The organism is Roseovarius amoyensis, from assembly GCF_003260265.1.
Classification (GTDB): Bacteria; Pseudomonadota; Alphaproteobacteria; order Rhodobacterales; family Rhodobacteraceae; genus Roseovarius; species Roseovarius amoyensis.
The window spans coordinates 115,823-135,675 of the sequence record NZ_QITQ01000006.1; the positions used below are offsets into that span (position 1 = coordinate 115,823).

At 66.8% G+C, this 19,853-nt stretch carries 14 protein-coding genes; 10 read left to right on the top strand and 4 right to left on the bottom strand.

All coding sequences use genetic code 11. From position 1 onward, the window contains the following. Positions 1-97: 97 nt before the first annotated feature. Together DL899_RS07595 and DL899_RS07600 are read left to right on the top strand one after the other, a co-directional pair. On the top strand, positions 98-2,542 hold the full coding sequence (locus DL899_RS07595) for a Lon protease family protein (protein ID WP_239494637.1): 2,445 nt from the start codon (positions 98-100) through the stop codon (positions 2,540-2,542). Next, positions 2,520-3,236, top strand: a complete 717-nt coding sequence (locus DL899_RS07600; RefSeq protein WP_111733468.1) for a hypothetical protein — start codon at positions 2,520-2,522, stop codon at positions 3,234-3,236. The genes DL899_RS07595 and DL899_RS07600 overlap by 23 nt, the downstream gene beginning before the upstream one ends. An 8-nt stretch (positions 3,237-3,244) precedes the next feature. Here DL899_RS07600 and DL899_RS07605 read toward each other — a convergent pair whose 3' ends face one another. The 4 genes from DL899_RS07605 to rimO all read right to left on the bottom strand — a co-directional run bounded on the left by DL899_RS07605 (position 3,245) and on the right by rimO (position 10,125). Next, a complete protein-coding gene (locus tag DL899_RS07605; protein WP_111733470.1) occupies positions 3,245-6,460 on the bottom strand; it encodes an efflux RND transporter permease subunit in 3,216 nt (1,071 codons plus the stop codon). After that, positions 6,453-7,424 (bottom strand): efflux RND transporter periplasmic adaptor subunit, encoded by a 972-nt coding sequence (locus DL899_RS07610; RefSeq protein WP_111733472.1) that lies wholly within the window; start codon positions 7,422-7,424, stop codon positions 6,453-6,455. Before DL899_RS07610 ends, DL899_RS07605 begins: the two co-directional genes overlap by 8 nt. A gap of 85 nt (positions 7,425-7,509) precedes the next feature. Then, the gene (locus DL899_RS07615; protein WP_111733474.1) at positions 7,510-8,655 is read right to left on the bottom strand and encodes a site-2 protease family protein; all 1,146 of its coding nucleotides are present in this window, start codon (positions 8,653-8,655) and stop codon (positions 7,510-7,512) included. 96 nt (positions 8,656-8,751) lie between these two features. After that, positions 8,752-10,125: a 30S ribosomal protein S12 methylthiotransferase RimO gene (gene rimO, locus DL899_RS07620; protein WP_111733476.1), complete on the bottom strand. Its 1,374-nt coding sequence runs from the start codon at positions 10,123-10,125 to the stop codon at positions 8,752-8,754. Between the two features lie 102 nt (positions 10,126-10,227). Between rimO and DL899_RS07625 the strand changes: the two genes are divergently transcribed. The 8 genes from DL899_RS07625 to DL899_RS07660 all read left to right on the top strand — a co-directional run bounded on the left by DL899_RS07625 (position 10,228) and on the right by DL899_RS07660 (position 19,750). Further along, positions 10,228-12,210, top strand: coding sequence for an AsmA family protein (locus tag DL899_RS07625; protein WP_111733478.1), 1,983 nt, complete (start codon positions 10,228-10,230; stop codon positions 12,208-12,210). Between the two features lie 29 nt (positions 12,211-12,239). Next, the gene (locus DL899_RS07630) at positions 12,240-13,664 is read left to right on the top strand and encodes an FAD-binding oxidoreductase (protein WP_111733480.1); all 1,425 of its coding nucleotides are present in this window, start codon (positions 12,240-12,242) and stop codon (positions 13,662-13,664) included. Between the two features lie 166 nt (positions 13,665-13,830). Next, positions 13,831-14,748, top strand: a complete 918-nt coding sequence (locus DL899_RS07635) for a 5-bromo-4-chloroindolyl phosphate hydrolysis family protein (protein WP_111733482.1) — start codon at positions 13,831-13,833, stop codon at positions 14,746-14,748. Between the two features lie 12 nt (positions 14,749-14,760). Beyond that, positions 14,761-15,960, top strand: coding sequence for a toxic anion resistance protein (locus tag DL899_RS07640; RefSeq protein ID WP_111733484.1), 1,200 nt, complete (start codon positions 14,761-14,763; stop codon positions 15,958-15,960). Positions 15,961-15,968: 8 nt separating this feature from the next. Continuing rightward, positions 15,969-16,925, top strand: a complete 957-nt coding sequence (locus DL899_RS07645) for a DUF2927 domain-containing protein (protein WP_239494638.1) — start codon at positions 15,969-15,971, stop codon at positions 16,923-16,925. A 20-nt stretch (positions 16,926-16,945) separates the two neighbouring features. Further along, positions 16,946-18,085: an SPFH domain-containing protein gene (locus DL899_RS07650; protein WP_111733486.1), complete on the top strand. Its 1,140-nt coding sequence runs from the start codon at positions 16,946-16,948 to the stop codon at positions 18,083-18,085. A gap of 45 nt (positions 18,086-18,130) precedes the next feature. After that, positions 18,131-18,535 (top strand): RidA family protein, encoded by a 405-nt coding sequence (locus tag DL899_RS07655; protein ID WP_111733488.1) that lies wholly within the window; start codon positions 18,131-18,133, stop codon positions 18,533-18,535. A gap of 87 nt (positions 18,536-18,622) precedes the next feature. Then, positions 18,623-19,750 (top strand): TFIIB-type zinc finger domain-containing protein, encoded by a 1,128-nt coding sequence (locus tag DL899_RS07660; RefSeq protein ID WP_111733490.1) that lies wholly within the window; start codon positions 18,623-18,625, stop codon positions 19,748-19,750. The last annotated feature ends 103 nt before the right edge of the window (positions 19,751-19,853 follow it).

Sequence of the window (19,853 nt, forward strand, 5' to 3'; positions counted from 1 at the left end):
TGCGGTGCGCCCGCGGTGGGCATAGCTTGCGTGCGACACACCCGTGCGGCTGCAATTCGCGCCGCGCCCCCAACGCAACATGATAGCGGAGCCCCACATGCCGCAGCCCGACCAACCCGCCGCCCTGCCGCCCGAGGCGTTGCGCGCCCCGGTCTCGGAATCGGAATTCGATTTCGACACCACCCGATCGGTGGAACCGCTGGGTGCTTGGCTGGGACAGGACCGCAGTATCGGGGTCATGCGCATGGCCGCGGCGATGGAGCAGGGCGATTTCAACGCCTTCGTGATGGGCAACCCCGGCAGCGGCCGCCACCGGATCACGCGGGCGATCCTGGCCGATGCCGCCAGCGGCAGGCCCAGCCCGCGGGACTGGGTCTATGTCAACAACTTCGACGCCCCGCACAAGCCCATCGCCATCGCGTTGCCGCCGGGGGATGCGGAACGTTTCCGCAAGGCGATGGAAGAACTGATCGACGATCTGGCTGCCGACATCCCCGCGCTGTTCGAATCGGACGACTACCAGACCCGCCGCCGCGCCATCGAAGAGGCCTTTGCCTCGACCCATGAAGAGGCGATGAGCGCTGTCTTCGAAGAGGCCCGCGCGCGCAAGGTGGCGATCATCAGAACGCCCATGGGGTTCACCTTCGCCGGGATGCACGGCGACGAGGTGATGACCAAGGAGCAGTACGAAGCACTGTCGGACGCAGAGCGCGAGGCACTGGACGCCGCGATGGAGGAGATCCAGGAAAAGCTGTCCGAGGTGCTGCGCGCCCTGCCCAAGCAGCAAAAGGCCCACCGCCAGGAGGTCGAGGAACTGAATTCCGGACTGGCACGGCAGGGGGTCGATGCCGCCATCGCCGGGGTGCGCGAGGCGTTCGCCGGGCAGGAACGGGTGGTGGAACATCTCGACCGGGTGCGCGACCACCTGATCGAGAATGCCGGCCTGTTCATGCAACGCCCCGCGGGAGAGGAGGCCGGCCCGTCCTTCCCTGTCGCCACGTCGCCGCATGTCACAAAGGAGCAGTTTCAGCCCTACACGGTCAACGTCATGGTCTCGAACGGCAAGCAGGAGACCGGCGCGCCGGTGGTGGTCGAGGACCTGCCGACGCTGGACAACCTGATCGGGCGGGTCGAATACGTCTCGCAGATGGGGGCGCTGGTCACCAACTTCACCATGATCAAGCCCGGCGCGCTGCACCGCGCCAATGGCGGCTATCTGGTTCTCGATGCGCTCAGGGTGCTGAGCGAGCCGATGGCGTGGGATGCGCTCAAACGCTGCCTGCGCACCGGCGAAATCCCGATCTATTCGGCGGGTGAGCGGATGGGCCTGCTTTCGACCGTGTCGCTGAAACCCGAACCGGTGCCGCTGAAGGTGCGGGTGATCCTGATTGGTGAGCGCCAGCACTATTACCTGCTGTCGGCGCTGGACCCGGATTTTCCCCAGCTTTTCAAGCTGGAGGCCGATTTCGACGATCACCTGCCGCTGGCTGACGAAAACCGCACGGGCTATGCCCGGCTGATCGCCGGGCTGGCGCGCCGGGTGGATGCGCGCCCTCTGGAGGCCGGCGCCGTCGCCGCGCTGATGCGCGAAAGCCTGCGCGCCACGGGTGATGCCGAACGCCTGTCGCTCAATACCGGGTTCCTGACAGATTTCATACAAGAGGCCGATTTCTGGGCCGCTCAGCGCAAGGCGGCCCATATCTCTGCCGCCGACATCGACACAGTGACGGCCGAGCGCGAACGCCGCGCCGGGCGGCTGCGCGAGCTCAGCCACGAGGCGATCACCCGCGGCACCATGCTGATCGACACCGACGGCGCGCGGGTGGGTCAGATCAACGCCCTGTCGGTGCTGCAGATCGGCGGCTACATGTTCGGCCGCCCGTCGCGGCTGACGGCGCGGGTGCGGCCGGGTGCCGGCAAGGTGGTCGATATCGAGCGCGAGACGGAACTCGGCGGGCCGATCCATTCCAAGGGCATGCTGATCCTGCAGGGCTATCTTGCCGCCACCTATGCCACCACCGCCCCGATGTCGCTGTGGGCCAGCCTGGTGTTCGAGCAAAGCTATGGCGGCGTCGACGGCGACAGCGCCTCGGCGGCGGAACTCATCACGCTGTTGTCGGCGCTGGCCGAGGCGCCGATAGACCAGTCCTTTGCGATCACCGGCTCGGTCAACCAGTTCGGCGACATCCAGCCCATCGGCGGGGTCAACGAAAAGATCGAAGGCTTCTTCGACATCTGTGCCGCGCGGGGGCTGACGGGCTCGCAGGGCGTGCTGATCCCGGCCTCGAACGTCAAGAACCTGTGCCTGCGCCAGCGGGTGGTCGACGCGGTTGAGGCGGGGCAGTTTCGCATCATCCCGATGACGACGATCGCGGACGGGCTGGCTGTGCTGACCGGGCTGGAGCCGGGCGAACGGGGCCCCGACGACGCCTTCCCCGAGGGCAGTCTCAACGCGCGGGTCGAGGCGCGGCTGACCGCGTTTGCCGACATCCGCAGACGCTTTGCCAGGGAGGCGCGCAATGGTTCCGCAGAGCAGCGCTGACTACACGGCCGGGCACGCCCGGCGGCGCGTGGTGCTGGGGGCAACCTGTTTCGCCGATGCCGAGGGCGGGCTGCACATCGCGGTGGAACTCGCGCGCCATGCGGGGGCCGAACTGCACGGGCTGCTGGTGCGCGAAGAGGCCAGCCTCAGCGCGGTGCGGGTGTTCCGGGCGCGCACGATTTCGTTCACGGGCGAACCGGCATCCGAAGTGACCGAAACGGCGCTGCTGCGGGCCTATCGCGCCGATGCCCGCCGCTTTGCCGAGCGGCTGGGTGGCGCTGCGCGTCTGGCGCGGGTCGCGGCCGAATTCCAGGCCACCGAGGGACGGTTGTGGGACGCGGTGCAAAAGGCCGCCGGCCCGGGCGGGGTGGCGGTGTTCGGCTATCGCCGCGCGGTGGGCGACAGTGGCAGCGTGGTGCTGGTGCTCGGGCAGGGCCGCGACGTGCCCGGCTTTGCCGCGTCGCTGGCGGCGGGGATGAAAAAGCACCTCGTCATCCTGTCGGAGGGGGCGCAGCAGCCCGCGCGCGCGGCAGGCGAGGTCTATCACGGCCCGGACGAGCTGTTGCAGCGGCTGGGCGCGCTCAGCCCGGCAGCGGTGATCGTCGCGGCCGACCCCGCCACCCTGCCGCCCGCCGCGCGGGTGGTCGAGGCGGCGCGCTGTCCGGTGGTCTTTGCCGCCGCGAAGGAGGGGTAAGGCGCCCCTCAGGTCTTGGCGATGCGATAGATCGCCGGGATGACCAGCACCGTCAGCGCGGTCGATGACAACAGCCCGAACAGCAGCGAGATCGCCAACCCCTGAAAGATCGGGTCGGTCAGGATCACCGCCGCGCCGATCATCGCCGCCAGCGCGGTCAGCAGGATCGGCTTGAACCGTGTCGCGCCGGCCTCGATCAGGGTTTCGACGGTAACCTTGCCGCCGGGGTCGGCGTGGCGGATGAAATCGACCAGCAGGATCGAGTTGCGCACGATGATGCCGGCCAGCGCGATGAAGCCGATCATTGAGGTGGCCGAGAACGGCGCGCCGAAAAGCCAGTGCCCGGCCATGATGCCGAGAAATGTCAGCGGCACCGGCGTCAGGATCACCAGCGGCAGGCGGAAGCTGCCGAATTGCGCCACGACCAGGATGTAGATGCCCAAGAGCGCCACCGCGAATGCCGCGCCCATGTCGCGGAAGGTGACCCAGGTGACCTCCCATTCGCCGTCCCAGAGCAGGGTCGGGGTGTTGGTGTTTTCGGGCTGGCCGTGCAGGCTGATCTTCGGTTTCGGCAGGTCGGACCAGTCCATCGCGTCCAGCGTTCTGGCCACCTCGATCATGCCGTAAAGCGGCGCCTCGAACGTGCCGGCCAGTTCGCCCGTGACCATGATCGCGTCATAGCCGTTATGGCGGAAGATCGGATAAGAGGCGCGTTCCTGCACGATGTTGACCACGTCGCCCAGTTCGACCACGCCGCGCCCGCCGGGCAGGGCGTTGGCCGGCACCGGCGTCGACAGCGTGGCGGCGTCCATCACCCGCTGGGACTTGGGGCGCTCGACCATGATCGGGATCGGGCGCCGCCCCTCGCCGCGATGGGAATAGCCCACCGTGCTGGGACCATTGAGCAGGCGCAGGGTCTGCAACACGTCCGCCTCTTCGACGCGGTAGAAATCCAGGTCGGCGGGGCGCAGTTCGGCCCGCATGCGCCGCGCGCGGGTGCCATAGCTGTCATCCACGTCCACGACGAAGTCGACCGACTCGAATGCCGTGCGCACGCGTTCGGCCACAGCGCGGCGGGTGTCCGGGTCGGGGCCATAAATCTCGGCCAGCAGGGTGGCCATGACCGGCGGGCCGGGGGGCGGCTCGACCACCTTGACGACGGTGCCCTCGGGCATCGACAGGGCTGAAAGCCGCTGACGCAGTTCCAGCGCGATGTCGTGGCTGGCGCGCTCGCGGCTGTCCTTGGGGCGCAGGTTCAGCTGCACATCGCCCATCTCGGGCGAGGACCGCATGTAGTAATGCCGCACCAGCCCGTTGAAGTTGAAGGCAGACGCCGCGCCGGCATGGGTCTGGGCCGAGACGACCTCTGGCAGGGTCATGGCGATGCGGGCGGCGTCCTGCAACATGGCATCGGTCGCCTCGACGTTGGCGCCCTCGGGCAGGTCGATGACGATGGACAGCTCGGACTTGTTGTCAAAAGGCAGCAGCTTGACCGCCACGTCCTTGGTGTAAAGCAACCCCAGAGAGCCGAACGACAGCGCCGCCGCCCCCGCCAGAAACAGCCCGCTGCGCCCCTTGCCGGCCAGAACGGGCCGGGCGATGGCGGCATAGAAGCGCCCCAGCCGCCCGCCGGGAAAGCCGCCGCCGGTTTCGTGGTGCAACGGCGCGCGCCCCGCGATCCGCAGCATCAGCCAGGGCGTGATCGTCACCGCCACGAAGAAGGAAAAGATCATCGCCGCCGAGGCGTTGGCGGGAATGGGGCTCATGTAGGGGCCCATCATCCCCGACACGAACAGCATCGGCAACAGCGCCACCACCACCGTCAGCGTGGCCACGATGGTGGGGTTGCCGACCTCTGCCACCGCCTCGACCGCGGCGGTCAGGCGCGGCTTTTTCGGCTCGAGACCCCAGTGCCGGGCGATGTTCTCGATCACCACGATGGCGTCATCGACCAAAATGCCGATGGAAAAGATCAGCGCGAACAGCGACACGCGGTTGAGCGTGTACCCCATGATCCAGGCGGCAAAGAGCGTCAGCAGGATCGTGACCGGGATCACCACCGCGACGACCAGCGCCTCGCGCCAGCCGATCGCCAGCCAGACCAGCGCGACGATCGAAATCGTGGCGAGGCCGAGGTGAAACAGCAACTCGTTGGCCTTTTCATTGGCGGTTTCGCCATAGTCGCGGGTGACCTCGACCTCGACACTGTCGGGGATCAGCTTGCCCTTCATCTGGTCGAGCCGGTGAAGGATCTCTTCGGCCACCAGAACGGCGTTGGCGCCGGATCGCTTGGCCAGGGCCAGGGTGACGGCGGGGCGGCGGGTGATTTCGCCATCGCTATCGCGCGACAGCGTGGCGACATGGCGTTCGTCGGTGCCGCTGACAAAGCCCACATCGGCCACGTCGCGGACATAGACGGTACGCCCGTCGCGCGCGGTCAGTTCCAGGTTTCCGATCTCGTCCGGTGTCGCCAGCGTCTTGCCGATGATCAGGTCGATCTGCTGGCCGCCGTCGCGCAGATCGCCCGCCGGCGCGGAACTGTTGGCGCCGCCGACCTTTCCGGCGAGCTGTTGCAGGGTGATGCCGTAAAGCGCCAGGCGCGCCGGGTCGGGGGCCACGCGCAGCACCTCTTCCTCGGCGCCGATGAGATAGCTCAGCCCCACATCCTGGATCCGTGCCAGCCGCACCTCGACCTCGCGCGCGATGCGGGTGAGATCGGCGGCACTGATCGCGGCGTTGCCCGGCGCGGGGCTGAAGGTGAGCGTGACGATGGCAACGTCGTCGATGCCGCGCCCGACGATCAGCGGCTCTGGGATGCCGACGGGGATACGGTCCATGTTGGCCAGTATCTTGTCGCGCACCCGCAGGATGGCGGTGTCCGAGGGCACGCCGACCTCGAAGCGCGCGGTCACCATCGCGCCGTCGTCGCGGGTTTCGGAATAGACATGTTCGACCGCGCCGATGCCCTTGACGATGGTTTCCAGCGGTTCGGTGACCAGCTTGACCGCGTCCTCGGCTTTCAGCCCGTCGGCGCGCAAGAGGATGTCGACCATCGGCACGGAAATCTGCGGCTCTTCCTCGCGCGGCAGGCCGACAAGGGCCAGCAGCCCCACCGCCAGCGCGGCCAGCAGGATGAGCGGCGTCAGCGGCGATGCGATGAAGGCCTGCGTCAGATACCCCGCAAGCCCCAGCGTGGTTCGGGATGCGTCGTCGCGGTCACTCATCGGGTATGACCACCACCTCGCCGGGGGTCAGCCCGGACAGGATCTCGCGCATCTGTGTGCCGTCATGCTCTGCCACGGCGCCGGGCACGATGGCGCGGTGCATCTCGCCGCTCTCGGTTCTGACGGTGACGAAGTCGAGCCCGCCCTCGCGGCTGAGCGCGGCCTCTGGCACCAGGATCGCGTCGCGCGTGCCCACCGGCAGGCGCACCGGCAGGCGGCGGCCTACGAAACGGGGGTCGAGGCCCTCGACCTCGACATCGGCCTGCACGCGCCCGCCCTCGATCAGCGGATAGATCCGGGCCAGAACGCCGCTGCGGCCCGCCCCGGTGCCGCCGATCTCGATGCTGTCGCCCTCGGTCAGGTCGGTGGCGTGGCGTTCGGGCACCGCAAGGCGCAGAAAGACGCCGCCGCCGCCGATCTCGGCAACCGCCTCGCCCGGTGTGACGACAGAGCCGCGTGAAAGCGGAACCGACAGCACGATGCCGGCGTCGGGGGCCAGAACGCGGCCCTCTTCGATCTGGCGGCGCACAACGGCGCGTTCGGCTTTGATGCTGGAAATCTCGCCCTCGATCACGTTGACGTCGGTGCGCAGCGTTTCCAGCCGCTGGGTGGTGATGACGCCGCGTTCGATCAGCGTCTCGCCGCGGGCCAGCTCGGCGCGTGCGGTTTCCAGCCTCGAGGCAAGCGCCGACAGCCGGGCATCCAGCGCGTCGATCTGAAAGTCCAGCTTGACGTCCTCGATCCGCGCGATGGTGGCGCCTGCCTTGACCCGGTCGCCCTCGGTTACGGTCAGTTCGACGATGGTGCCGCCGATGCGGGCACGGGCGGGCACGCGGTCGCGCGTCTCGACCTGGCCATAGACGGGTTTCCACTCGGTCACCGAGACCGGCGCGACGGTGACCTCAGCGGCGTGGGCGGCGAAGGCAAGAACGAAGAGCCCGCAAAGGGCAGGGGTCAGACGCATGGATCATGTGCTCCTGCGGTTGGCGGCGGGGCAGGGGCGTGGTGCGGCCTGCGAAGGGCGTATTTGATATTCAGCAAATGGAATGTCAAGTGCGCGCTTCGGTTGCCGCCCCCAGTTCGCGGCGGATGCCGATATGGGCGACGATGTCGCGCATTGTCAGCATGCCGATCAGTTCGCCCGCCTCGGCCACCATCAGGCGGCTGACATTATGCGTTTGCATGACTTTCATCGCCTCCAGCACCGGGCTGTCGGGGCCGATGGTGCGCGCGGCGCTGTCGGCGGCCAGTATGTCGCCGGCGGTGCGGCTGGCGCGCTCCTGGGGCGGAACCGGGCCGACATCGTCCAGCCGCACGCAGCCCAGCAGCACGCCGTCGCGCAGGACCGGAAAGACCTTGTGGTTGAAGCGGTAAAAGTAGTTCTCGATCAGGTAATCGACCGGGGTGTCGTCGGGCACGGTGATCGGGTGCGCCACCATCAGCCGGCGCACGGGGATGTCTTCCAGCAGGGTGGTCATCGTCAATCGCGTCTCGGTCGATCGCGCGGCGCCGATGATGAAAAGCCCGATCAGCGCCTGCCACATGCCGCCGACAATGTTGCCGGTCAGCGCGTTGAGGAAGCCGAGCGCCACCAGGACCGAGCCCAGGAACCGCCCGGTGCCGGCGCCGATGCGGGTTGCGCGGTCCAGGTCACCCGTCCACCACCAGATTGCCGCCCGCAGCACCCGGCCCCCATCCAGCGGAAAGGCGGGGACAAGGTTAAAGATCGCCAGCACCGCGTTGATCAGCGCCAGATAGGAAAACAGCGCCACCAGCGTCGACTCGTCCATCGCGCCGGGCAGGGCCATGGCGATGCTTTGAAACACCAGCGCCAGGAAAAAGCTCATGATCGGGCCGGCGATGGCCATCAGGAATTCGGATTTGGCGCTGGGGGGTTCTTCCTCCATCTCGGCGACGCCGCCGAATATGAACAGCGTGATCCCCTTGATCTGAATATCGTAACGCCGCGCCACGATGGCGTGGGAAAACTCGTGCAGGATGATCGAAACGAACAAGCCCAACGCCCCGGCGATACCCATTGCAACGGCGGTACCGGTCGAAATCCCCTCGATCACAGAGGGGAAATAGCCACCGGCGAGCGACCACACGATCAGGATCGCAAGAATGAACCAGGTCAGGTCCAGGCTGACGCGAAAGCCGAGAATCGTGAACAGGTCGATCTTGTTGGTGAACATGGTCTCGCCTTTTCGGGTTGTGCCGCACGGGCGCGGCCTGACGCCATCATGCACACGTATATTGCCATTGCCTTGATACGGGTCAATGACCGCGCGCTAAGGCGTCAGCTGTCCCCACAGGTCGTATTCCGACGCCTCGTCCACCGTAACGGTGACGATGTCGCCGGGGGCGAGGGTATCGGTGCCCTCGTCGATGAAAAGACAGCCGTCGATCTCGGGCGCGTCGGCGCGGGTGCGACAGGTGGCGATGCCGTCGGCGTCGATATCATCGACAATCACCTCTTGTCGGGTTCCGACCTTGGCGGCCAGTTTATCCGCAGAAATGGCCTGCGCCTTTTCCATGAACCGCTGCCAGCGCTCTTCTTTCACAGGCTCGGGGATATGGTCGGGCAGGTCGTTTGACCGCGCCCCGGCCACGTTTTCGTACTTGAAACATCCCACCCGGTCGAGACGCGCCTCATCGAGCCAGTCCAGCAATGTCTGGAACTCGGCCTCGGTTTCGCCCGGATAGCCGACGATGAATGTCGAGCGGAGCGCGATATCGGGGCAGATCGCCCGCCAAGCCATTATTTCATCCAGGGTTTTCGCCGCCGCCGCCGGCCGCGCCATGCGCTTCAGCGTGTCGGGGTGGGCGTGCTGAAAGGGGATGTCGAGATAGGGCAGGATCAGACCTTCGGTCATCAGCGGCACCAGGTCGCGCACATGCGGATAGGGATAGACATAGTGCAGCCGCACCCAAGCGCCGAGACTGCCAAGGTCGCGCGCCAGATCGGTGATGTGGGCGCGATGGCCGTTGCGGGTTTCGTGTTTCAGGTCAACGCCATAGGCGGATGTGTCCTGGCTGATCACCAGCAGCTCGCGCACGCCGCTTTCGACCAGTTTCTCGGCCTCGCGCAGGACCGCGTGCGCGGGGCGAGAGGCCAGCCGCCCGCGCATGTCCGGGATGATGCAGAACCTGCACTTGTGATTGCAGCCCTCGGAAATCTTTAGGTAACTGTAATGGCGTGGCGTCAGCCTGACGCCCGCGGGAGGCAGCAGGTCAACAAAGGGGTCGGGGTCAGGCGGAACGGCCGCATGTACCGCGTCGAGTACCTGTTCGTATTGATGCGGGCCGGTCACCGCCAGCACCCGGGGATGGGCGCCGGTGATGAAATCGGGCTCTGCCCCCAGACAGCCGGTCACGATCACCCGGCCGTTTTCGCGCAACGCCTCGCCGATGGCGTCCAGGCTTTCTGCCTTGGCACTGTCGAGGAATCCGCAGGTGTTCACGATCACCGCGTCGGCACCGTCGTAGTCGGGTGAGATGCCATAACCCTCGGCGCGCAGGCGGGTCAGGATGCGTTCGCTGTCGACCAGCGCCTTGGGACATCCAAGCGAAACCATGCCGATCACCGGCTGGCCGGGGCGGCGGGTCTCGGTCAGGTGGCTGCGTGCCATATCGGGGCGCAGCTCGGGGGGATTGGCGCTCATGCCGCGCGATATAGACTGTCGCTGCGGTGGCGGCAAAGCGAAAAGGTGTTGTTGCCGTTCGCGCGCGCGCATAGATTCGTCGTAAACAAAGGGCGGGCGGCTATGCGTTGGATATTTCGGTTAATCGGTCTGTTGCTGATCGTTGCGGTGGTGGCGGTCGGGTCGCTGCTGCTGATGCCGGGCGACCGCATCGCCAAGGTCGCGGCACAGCAGATTTCCCGCCTGACCGGCCGCGAGGTGACGATGCAGGGCGACACCCGTGTCAGCTTTTGGCCGGTGCTGGGTGTGGCGACCGGCCCGGTCAGCGTCGCCAATGCCGAATGGGGGCAGGGCGGGTCGATGTTCACCGCCGAAAGCCTCAAGATCGGGGTCGAACCGCAGGTGCTGTGGGGCGGCGACATCCGCATCACCGGGTTGGAGGCGACGGACCCGGTGATCAACCTCGAACGCGCCGCCGATGGGCGGGTGAACTGGGAACTTGGGGTTGAAGGCGTCGCGCCATCGGGCCAGGCGGCGCCGGATGCCGCCCCGGCGCAGTCCGAGGCGCTGGCGCTGACGCTGGACCGGGCGCTGATCACCAATGCCAGCTTTCGCTATACCGATCACGGAACCGGCAAGCTGACCGAGATGACGGGCATGGATTTCGACCTGCGCTGGCCCGAATACCGCGGCCGTGCCAGTTTCGACATCACCCTGCGCCCGGCGGGTGAGCCGGTGCGCATCACGGGTCACCTTGACCGGCTCGATGCCTTCATCGACGGCGCGGTAAGCGATGTCGATGTGGATGTCAGTGCCAAGGCGGGTGAGGTGCATTTTGCCGGGCGGGCAAGCGCCTCGGCCGCGGCCGAGGGGCAACTGACCGCCGATCTGAGCGACACGGCGGCGTTCCTGACCGGGCTGGGCCTGCCCGCGCCCGAGATCCCGCCGGGGTTGGGCCGTAGCATTGCCGCGCAGGCGCAGCTGACCCTGGTCGATGGGGCGCAACTGGCGTTGCGCGACATGGTGCTGTCGCTTGACCGGGGCAACCGCATCACCGGGGCGGCGGATGTGGCGCTGGGCGGGGACAGGCCGCAGGTGAATGCACAGCTTGACGCCGGGGCGCTTGACCTGTCCGGGCTGAGCGGTGGCGATGACGCAGCGGCCGGGCAGGGCGGCGGCAGCGGCGGCGGTGCCGCGCCGGCCGGATGGTCGAAAACGCCCATCGACGCCAGCGCGCTGGCGCAGGCCGACGGGCAGGTGGCGTTTTCGGCCGACAGCATCGACCTGGGCGATCTGAAGATCGGCAAGATACGCAGCCTGGCCACGCTCGACCGTTCGCGGCTGGTATTCGAGCTGCGCGAGGTGCGCGGCTACGAGGCGCTGATCACCGGCAATTTCGTGATCAACAACCGCTCGGGCCTGTCTGTGGGCGGCGACCTCAAGGCCGAAGGGCTTGATGTCGAAACCTTCCTGACCGATGCGGCGGACGTGACCCGCCTGACCGGCACCGCCGAGGGGCATGTCAGCTTTCTGGGCGTGGGCGGCACCCAGCAGGCCATCATGTCGAGCCTGAGCGGCGAAGGTTCGTTCAAGGCCGCTGATGGCGTGATCAAGGGGTTCGATCTGGACAAGCTGATGCGACGGGGCAACCTGACCGGCGGCACCACCATCTTTGACGAGATGAGCGCCACGTTCAGGATGAATGGCGGCGTTGTGGCCAACAACGACCTGGTGATGAAGCTGCCGCTGGCGCGGGCCGAGGGCAAGGGCACCATCGACCTGGGGCAGCGCAGCATCGACTATATGTTTATCCCGGTTCTGCTGGAGGGTGAAAACAGCAGCGGGCTGGCCATACCGGTGCGCATCCGCGGGTCCTGGGCCGACCCCTCGATCAAGCCCGACCTGGAAAAAGCCATCGACCTGAACTTTGCCGAGGAAAAGGAAGAGCTGAAGCAGCAGGCCGAGGAAGAGGTGCGCCGCGCCATCGAGGACGAGCTGGGCGTAGAGGTCGAAGAGGGCGAATCGGTCGAGGATGCGCTGGAAGACGCGGTGGAGGAAAAGCTGAAGGACGAGGTCGAGCGCGGGCTCAAGAGGCTCTTTCGCTGACATTGCCGGTCCGGAAAGGATGCTGTGAGATGACGCTTTGCCCCGCCGATGACGGCTTTGTCGCCCGCCTGTGCGACCTGTTGCCCGCCGCCGCCCTGCGCGAGATCGCACCGGCCTATCTGGAAGAGCCGCGCGGCCGCTGGACCGGCAGGGCGGGCGTGGTGGTGGCCCCCGGCAGCACCGAAGAGGTGGCGACAGCCATCCGCGCGGCGGCAGAGGCGCGGGTGCCGGTGGTGCCCTATGGCGGCGGCACGGGCCTGGTGGGCGGGCAGGTCATGCCCGACGGGCCGGCGCCGATGATCCTCAGCCTGGAACGCATGCGCAAGGTGCGCGGCATCTGGCCCGAGGAAAACGTGATCGAGGTCGAGGCCGGTGCGATCCTGTCGGATGTGCACGACGCCGCGGCGGGTTGCGGGCGTCTTTTCCCGCTGTCGATCGCAAGCAAGGGCAGCGCGCGCATCGGCGGGCTGCTGGCGACCAATGCCGGCGGTGTCAACGTGCTGCGTTATGGCAATGCCCGCGACCTGTGCCTGGGGCTAGAGGCAGTGATGCCCGACGGGCAGGTCTTTCACGGCCTGCGGCGGCTGAGAAAGGACAACACCGGTTATGACCTGCGCAACCTGCTGGTCGGGTCCGAGGGCACGCTGGGGGTGATCACCGCCGCCACGCTCAAGCTGTACCCGCGCCCGGTGGGCGAGGGCACCGCGCTGCTGGCCACCGCCGGGCCCGGCGCGGCGCTGAGCCTGCTGGAGATGGCGCGTGACCACATGGGCGAAGGGATTTCGGCGTTCGAGCTGATGCACCGCACCGGGTTCGATTTCCTGGCCGAAACTCTGCCCGACACCCGCCTGCCCTTTGCCGAGCCCCCCGAATGGTCGGTGCTGATCGACATCGGGCTGGCGCGCGGGCTGGACCCGGCGGCGGCGCTGGAGACGCTTTTCGCCGAAGCGTACAAGGCCGGGCTGGTGCAGGATGGGCTGGTCGCGCAATCGCAGGCGCAGCGGCACGACTTCTGGGAGGTGCGAGAGCGCATCCCCGAGGCCAACCGCAGTGTCGGCGCAATCAGCTCGCACGACATTTCGCTGCCGTTGGGCGCGATTGCCGAGTTCATCGAACAGGGCAACGCCGCCATCGCCGCGCTGGGGCCGTTCCGCATCAACTGTTTCGGGCATCTGGGCGACGGCAACCTGCATTTCAACGTGTTCCCGCCCCGTGGGCAGTCGCGCGACGGCTATGCCGGGCAGCGCGATGACATCAAGCGCACGGTGCATGACCTGGTGCACGCGATGGGCGGTTCGGTCAGCGCCGAGCACGGTATCGGGCGGCTCAAGGTTGGCGATCTGGAACGCTATGGCGATCCGGCCAAGCTGTCGGCGATGCGTGCAATCAAGGCCGCGCTCGACCCTGCGGGCATCATGAACCCCGGTGCGGTGCTGCGTGCGGACCCAAGATAGCCGCGCGCAAACGATCTTAGCCCTAGAAAGCAGGCGCACCTTAGCCTAACTTGAACCGGTCAGGCGATTGGTTAGGGTAGGCATGTCGGAAACCGGGCTTCAGAAACTCGCCTTTGTCCTGCTCGTCATTCTTATCCTCTACGTGTCTGTCGCGGGGGGGCTCTAGATGGCGCGGCGCTATGGCGGCAAGTTCAGCCCCGACGGGCAGGACGGACCGGATGGACCGACCGATCCCGGCCATGTGACTGACCCAGGTGCCTATCGCGGTGCGGTGCGTACCCGCGCGGGCGGGCGGGTGAACCTGCTGTTTCTGGCCCCGCTGCCGCTGATCTGGGCGGCGTTCACATCCGGCCCGACCGGGCTGGTGCTGAACCTTGCGGCGCTGGGGTTACTGCTGCTGGCGGCCTGGCTGACGCGCGAGGGCCTGCGCGCGCAAGAGGCCTATGAGGCACGCAAGGTCGCCCGCCGCCCCGCCTTTCCGCGCAAGATCGCCGGCAGCATTGCCACCGGCCTGGGGCTGGGCCTGGCCGGTTTCGCCGCTGCCGGCGGGGCGTTCGAGCCGGTGATCTATGCGGTGGTGGGTGCGGCGCTGCATGTGATGGCCTTTGGGCTCGACCCGCTTCGCGACAAGGGGATGGAGGGGATAGACGCCTTTCAGACCGACCGCGTGGCGCGTGCGGTGGACAAGGCCGAAAGCTATCTCAAGGCGATGGCGGATGCGGTCCGGCGTGCCGGCGATCGTCAGGCCGAGGGCCGGGTAGAGCGGTTTCAGGCCAGCGTGCGCGAAATGCTGCGCACGGTGGAAAACGACCCCCGCGACCTGACAGCGGCGCGCAAGTACCTGACCGTCTATCTGATGGGCGCACGCGACGCGACGGCCAAGTTCGCGGACATCTACGCCCATTCACGCGACGCCACGGCGCGCGAAAACTATTTCGCGCTGCTGAGCGATCTGGAAGGGAATTTTGCTGCCAAGACGCGGGCGCTGCTCGACGACGATACCTCGGATCTGGAGGTCGAGATCGAGGTTCTGCGCGACCGCCTGAAGCGCGAGGGCATTCGCCCCGCCACCCCCAAGGAATAAGGATTCAAACCCATGTCGGAAAACATTCGTCAAAAAGCCCAGGCCACGCTGGCCGAGGTCGAGGAAGTGAGCCGCGCGATCCTGCCCGAACCCGTTGACGCCAACGCCGTGGTCCCGCTGGAGGCCGCCGACGAAGGGCAGTCGCGCGAGATCGCCGCGCGGATGCAGGAAATCGACATGGGCGACACCAACTCGATCGTCGCCTTCGGGTCGCGCGCGCAGGCGGGATTGCAGGAAATATCTCAGTCGATGCTGGCCGGGGTTCGCAACAAGGATGTCGGCCCCGCCGGCGACAGCCTGCGCAACATCGTCACCACCATCCGCGGCTTTTCGGTTTCCGAGCTGGACGTGCGGCGCAAGCGCAGCTGGTGGGAACGGCTGTTGGGCCGGGCCGCACCTTTTGCCAAGTTCACCGCCCAGTTCGAAACCGTGCAGACCCAGATCGACAAGATCACCGACGAGCTGCTGCACCACGAACATACGCTACTCAAGGATATCAAGTCGCTCGACAAGCTGTATGAAAAGACGCTTGAATTCTATGACGAACTGGCGCTTTACATCGCCGCGGGCGAGGCCAAGCTGAAGGACCTCGACGGAACCGAGATTCCCGCCAAGCAGGCCGAGGTCGAGGCGGCACCCGAGCAGGACCAGGTGATGCAGGCGCAGCAGCTGCGCGACCTGCGCGCGGCGCGCGACGACCTGGAACGCCGGGTTCACGACCTGAAACTGACGCGGCAGGTGACGATGCAGTCGCTGCCCTCGATCCGGCTGGTGCAGGAAAACGACAAGAGCCTTGTGACCAAGATCAACTCGACCCTGGTCAACACCGTGCCGCTTTGGGAAACGCAGCTTGCCCAGGCGGTGACGATCCAGCGCAGCGCCGAGGCCGCGGCGGCGGTGCGCGATGCCAACGACCTGACCAACGAATTGCTGACCGCGAATGCCCAGAACCTGCGCGAAAGCAACAAGATGATCCGCGAGGAAATGGAGCGTGGCGTCTTTGACATCGAGGCCATCAAAAAGGCCAACGCCGACCTGATCGGCACCATCGAGGACAGCCTGCGCATCGCCGACGAAGGCAAGGCGCGTCGCGCCGCCGCCGAGGAGGAGCTCAAGAAGATGGAGCGCGAGCTGCGCGACACGCTGGCCGCCGCCAAGGCGCGGGGCGACGGGACCGGCGACAATGCCGGCACCGCCGTGCCCGGCAACTGAGGCCGGCCTTGTACGGGCGGCGCAACCAGGTACTGCGCCGGGCCGGGGCGGTGTGCGCCCTGGCCGGGGTTCTGGTACTTGCGGCCTGCGTCGAAACACAGCCGCCACAGCGCCCCCCGTCGAACAGACCCGAGGCCCAGGTGGCGCGGCAAGCACCGTCGCCCCGCAGCGCCGCGCTGACGCGCTATTATTCCCGTCTGCAGTCGCATCTGCTGGCGCAGGGTCTGTTGCGCACCGATGGCGGCGGCATCGATACCCCCTACGGCGCCGAGGACGTGGCCCGCAATTTCGAACGTATTGCGTTCTATGACGAATATGTAAGCGGCGGTGGCCTGCGGGCGTCGCGCGACGGGCCGGGCGTGCTGCGCCGCTGGCAGGCGCCGGTGCGCATCGGGGTCGAGTTCGGCGCCAACGTCCCGCAGGAGATGCGCGACAGCGATCGCGCGGCGGTGGCGGCCTATGCCGATCGGCTGGCGCGCGTGACCGGGCACCCGATCAGGGCGGTGGATCATGGCGCCAATTTCCACGTCATCTTTGCGTCCGAGGACGACCGCGAATGGACGGTCGCCCGCGTGCGTGCGCTGGCGCCCTCGATCGGCCCGGCAACGCTGAGCCTCGTGGCCAACCCGCCGCGCAGCATCTATTGCATGGTGCTGACTCTCGTTGGCTCTGGCCAGGGGGATACCTATGGCAAGGCGGTCGCGCTGATCCGGACCGAACAGCCGGAGCTGATGCGCCAGGCCTGCATTCACGAAGAAGTGGCGCAGGGGCTGGGGCTGGGGAACGACAGCGCCACGGCGCGGCCTACGATCTTTAACGACGACGAGGAATTCGCGTTCCTGACCAGCCATGATGAGGATTTGCTGAGCCTGCTGTACCATCCCGCGCTGCGGCCGGGGATGACGCTGGACGAGGCGCGCCCGATCATCCGCCGCATCCTTTTGGGTCCGGCGGGGGCGATGTGAGATAAGGGGAGACTTTCAATATGGGCATTTTCGATTTTCTGAGCGGCGAGTTCATCGACGTCATCCACTGGACCGATGACACCCGCGACACCATGGTCTGGAGGTTCGAGCGCGAAGGCCATGAAATCAAGTACGGCGCCAAGCTGACGGTGCGAGAGGGGCAGGCGGCGGTCTTTGTGCACGAGGGGCAGCTGGCGGACGTGTTCACGCCGGGGCTTTACATGCTCGAAACCAACAACATGCCAGTGATGACCACGCTGCAGCACTGGGATCACGGTTTCAAATCGCCGTTTAAGTCCGAGATCTATTTTGTCAGCACCACCCGGTTCAACAACCTCAAATGGGGTACAAAGAACCCGATCATGCTGCGCGATCCCGAATTCGGGCCGACCCGCATCCGCGCCTATGGCACCTATTCGGTGCGCGTGGTCGATCCGGCGCGCTTTTTGACCGAGATCGTCGGCACAGATGGCGAATTCACCATGGACGAGATATCGTTCCAGATCCGCAATATCATCGTGCAGGCGTTTTCGCGCACCATCGCCGGCAGCGGCATTCCGGTGCTGGACATGGCCGCCAACACCGCCGACCTGGGCAAGCTGATCGCGGCGGAAATCTCTGGCGTGGTGGCCGAATACGGGCTGGCAATCCCCGAATTCTATATCGAGAACATCTCGCTTCCACCGGCGGTAGAGGCGGCGCTGGACAAGCGCACCTCGATGGGGCTGGCGGGCGACCTGGGCAAGTTCACCCAGTATTCGGCGGCCGAGGCGATGACCGCGGCGGCCCAGAACCCGGGCGGCGCCGGGGCCGGTATCGGTGCCGGGCTGGGGCTGGGCATGGGCGTGGGCATGGCCCAGCAGATGGCGGGCGGCGCCGGGCCGTGGGGCGCGCGACCTGCTGTGCCTGCTGCCGCGCCGGTCGCTGCGCCGGTCGCGCCGCCGCCGCCCCCGGTCGAACATGTCTGGCACATCGCCGAGGATGGCAAGACCCACGGCCCCTATTCCAAGGCGACGCTGGGCCGGATGGCGGGCGAGGGTAAACTCAGCCGTGATACCCATGTCTGGACCGCCGGTCAGGACGGCTGGAAACTGGCCGAGGATGTGGCGGAACTGGCGCAGCTTTTCACCATTCTGCCGCCGCCGCCGCCGGGGGCGTGACGCCGGGGCGGGTAGACCCGACGCGACCACAGCGAGGAGGTACAGATGGCATATGATCGGAACCTGATTTCCAACGGCAGCCCGATGGAAGAGCTAATCGGCTTCAGCCGCGCGGTGCGGGTGGGGCCGTTCATTTCGGTCGGGGGGACAGCGGCTGTCGATGCGGCGGGCAAGACGGTTGGCGTGGGCGACGTGGCGGCGCAGACCAGGCAATGCATCGAGATCATCCGCGCCGCGCTGGAAAAGGCGGGGTCGGGCCTGCACGACGTGGTGCGCCTGCGCATACTGCTGACCGATATCGCCGACTGGAAGGCGGCGGTCGAGGTGCGCAAGGCGTATTTCGGCGATATCCGCCCGGTCGATACCATCATGGAGGTCAGCGGTTTCGTGAACCCTGAATGGCTGATCGAGATCGAGGCCGACGCCATTGTCGAAAGCTGGCAGGGGTAAACGTTTGTTTGACCGTGATTTCTGCCCCATCCTGGCCGGGGCATTTATTGGTTTGGATATTCTTTCAGAATTTCGGGAGCACGTGCGATGACCGAGGGGACGCAGGCACCAGCGGGCGGTGCTGTCGACGAACACCGTTTCCCGTGCGACCAGTGCGGGGCCGATTACCGGTTCGACCCGGACAAGGGCCAGCTGGTCTGTGACCATTGTGGCCATGTCGATGAAATCGCCCAGGCGGGTCCGTGGGAGGCCACGATCCGCGAACTGGATTTCGAAACCGCCCTCGCCGGCGGTCTGGCGACCGAAGAGATCGAGGAAACCCGCGTTCTGTCCTGCCCCAACTGCGGCGCGCAGGTGGAATTCGACGAGGCCACGCATGCCACCGCATGCCCGTTCTGCGACACACCGGTGGTCACGGGCACCGGCACCCACCGCCATATCAAGCCGCGTGGCGTTCTGCCCTTTGCGCTGGACGAACGCGCCGCGCGCAACGCGATGACCGATTGGCTGGGGCGGCTGTGGTTCGCGCCGGGCGGGTTGCGCGAATACGCCCGCAAGGGGCGCAAGATGCAGGGCATCTATGTGCCCTACTGGACCTTCGATGCCGACACCCGGTCGCGCTATCGCGGCGAGCGTGGCACCGTCTATTACGAAACCCGCACCGTGACGCGCAACGGCAAGCGTCAGCAGGTGCGGGTGGCCAAGGTGCGCTGGGCCTCGGTTTCGGGCCGGGTGGCGCGGGCCTTTGACGATGTGCTGGTGCTGGCGTCGCGCAGCCTGCCCAAGGCCTATACCGACGGGCTGGAACCCTGGGACCTGGCGGCGCTGGAACCCTACCGGCCCGAATTTCTGGCCGGATTCCGGGCCGAGGGCTATCAGGTGGAGCTGGAAGAAGGCTTTGTCGAGGCGCGCACGCGGATGGATGCGGTCATCGCCCGCGACGTGCGGTTCGACATCGGCGGCGACCGCCAGCGTATCCACGACATCGACACCGATGTCGACGACGTCACCTTCAAGCACATCCTGCTGCCGGTGTGGCTGGCGGCCTACAAGTACCGGGGCAAGACCTATCGCTTTGTCGTCAATGGCCGCACCGGCAAGGTGCAGGGCGAACGCCCCTGGTCAGCGTGGAAGATTGCCATCGCCGTGGCCTTGGGCCTGATCGTGGCCGGCGCGGTCGGATATTTCATGGCGATGAACCAGGGGGGTGTCTGAGGGCGGTTCTTTGTGGCGGATGGTGCAGAGTGAGGTCGGTGGACGCTCTCTGGCCTTTGACCGGCGCAGGCCGGTGAGGAAATCTTCGGTGGCTTTGCTTGGG

Bases quoted from the DNA above. Each gene is read 5' to 3' on its own strand.
- DL899_RS07595 (WP_239494637.1), top strand. From the start codon at position 98: ATGCCGCAGCCCGACCAACCCGCCGCCCTGCCGCCCGAGGCGTTGCGC.
- DL899_RS07600 (WP_111733468.1), top strand. From the start codon at position 2,520: ATGGTTCCGCAGAGCAGCGCTGACTACACGGCCGGGCACGCCCGGCGG.
- DL899_RS07605 (WP_111733470.1), bottom strand. From the start codon at position 6,460: ATGAGTGACCGCGACGACGCATCCCGAACCACGCTGGGGCTTGCGGGG.
- DL899_RS07610 (WP_111733472.1), bottom strand. From the start codon at position 7,424: ATGCGTCTGACCCCTGCCCTTTGCGGGCTCTTCGTTCTTGCCTTCGCC.
- DL899_RS07615 (WP_111733474.1), bottom strand. From the start codon at position 8,655: ATGTTCACCAACAAGATCGACCTGTTCACGATTCTCGGCTTTCGCGTC.
- rimO (WP_111733476.1), bottom strand. From the start codon at position 10,125: ATGAGCGCCAATCCCCCCGAGCTGCGCCCCGATATGGCACGCAGCCAC.
- DL899_RS07625 (WP_111733478.1), top strand. From the start codon at position 10,228: ATGCGTTGGATATTTCGGTTAATCGGTCTGTTGCTGATCGTTGCGGTG.
- DL899_RS07630 (WP_111733480.1), top strand. From the start codon at position 12,240: ATGACGCTTTGCCCCGCCGATGACGGCTTTGTCGCCCGCCTGTGCGAC.
- DL899_RS07635 (WP_111733482.1), top strand. From the start codon at position 13,831: ATGGCGCGGCGCTATGGCGGCAAGTTCAGCCCCGACGGGCAGGACGGA.
- DL899_RS07640 (WP_111733484.1), top strand. From the start codon at position 14,761: ATGTCGGAAAACATTCGTCAAAAAGCCCAGGCCACGCTGGCCGAGGTC.
- DL899_RS07650 (WP_111733486.1), top strand. From the start codon at position 16,946: ATGGGCATTTTCGATTTTCTGAGCGGCGAGTTCATCGACGTCATCCAC.
- DL899_RS07655 (WP_111733488.1), top strand. From the start codon at position 18,131: ATGGCATATGATCGGAACCTGATTTCCAACGGCAGCCCGATGGAAGAG.
- DL899_RS07660 (WP_111733490.1), top strand. From the start codon at position 18,623: ATGACCGAGGGGACGCAGGCACCAGCGGGCGGTGCTGTCGACGAACAC.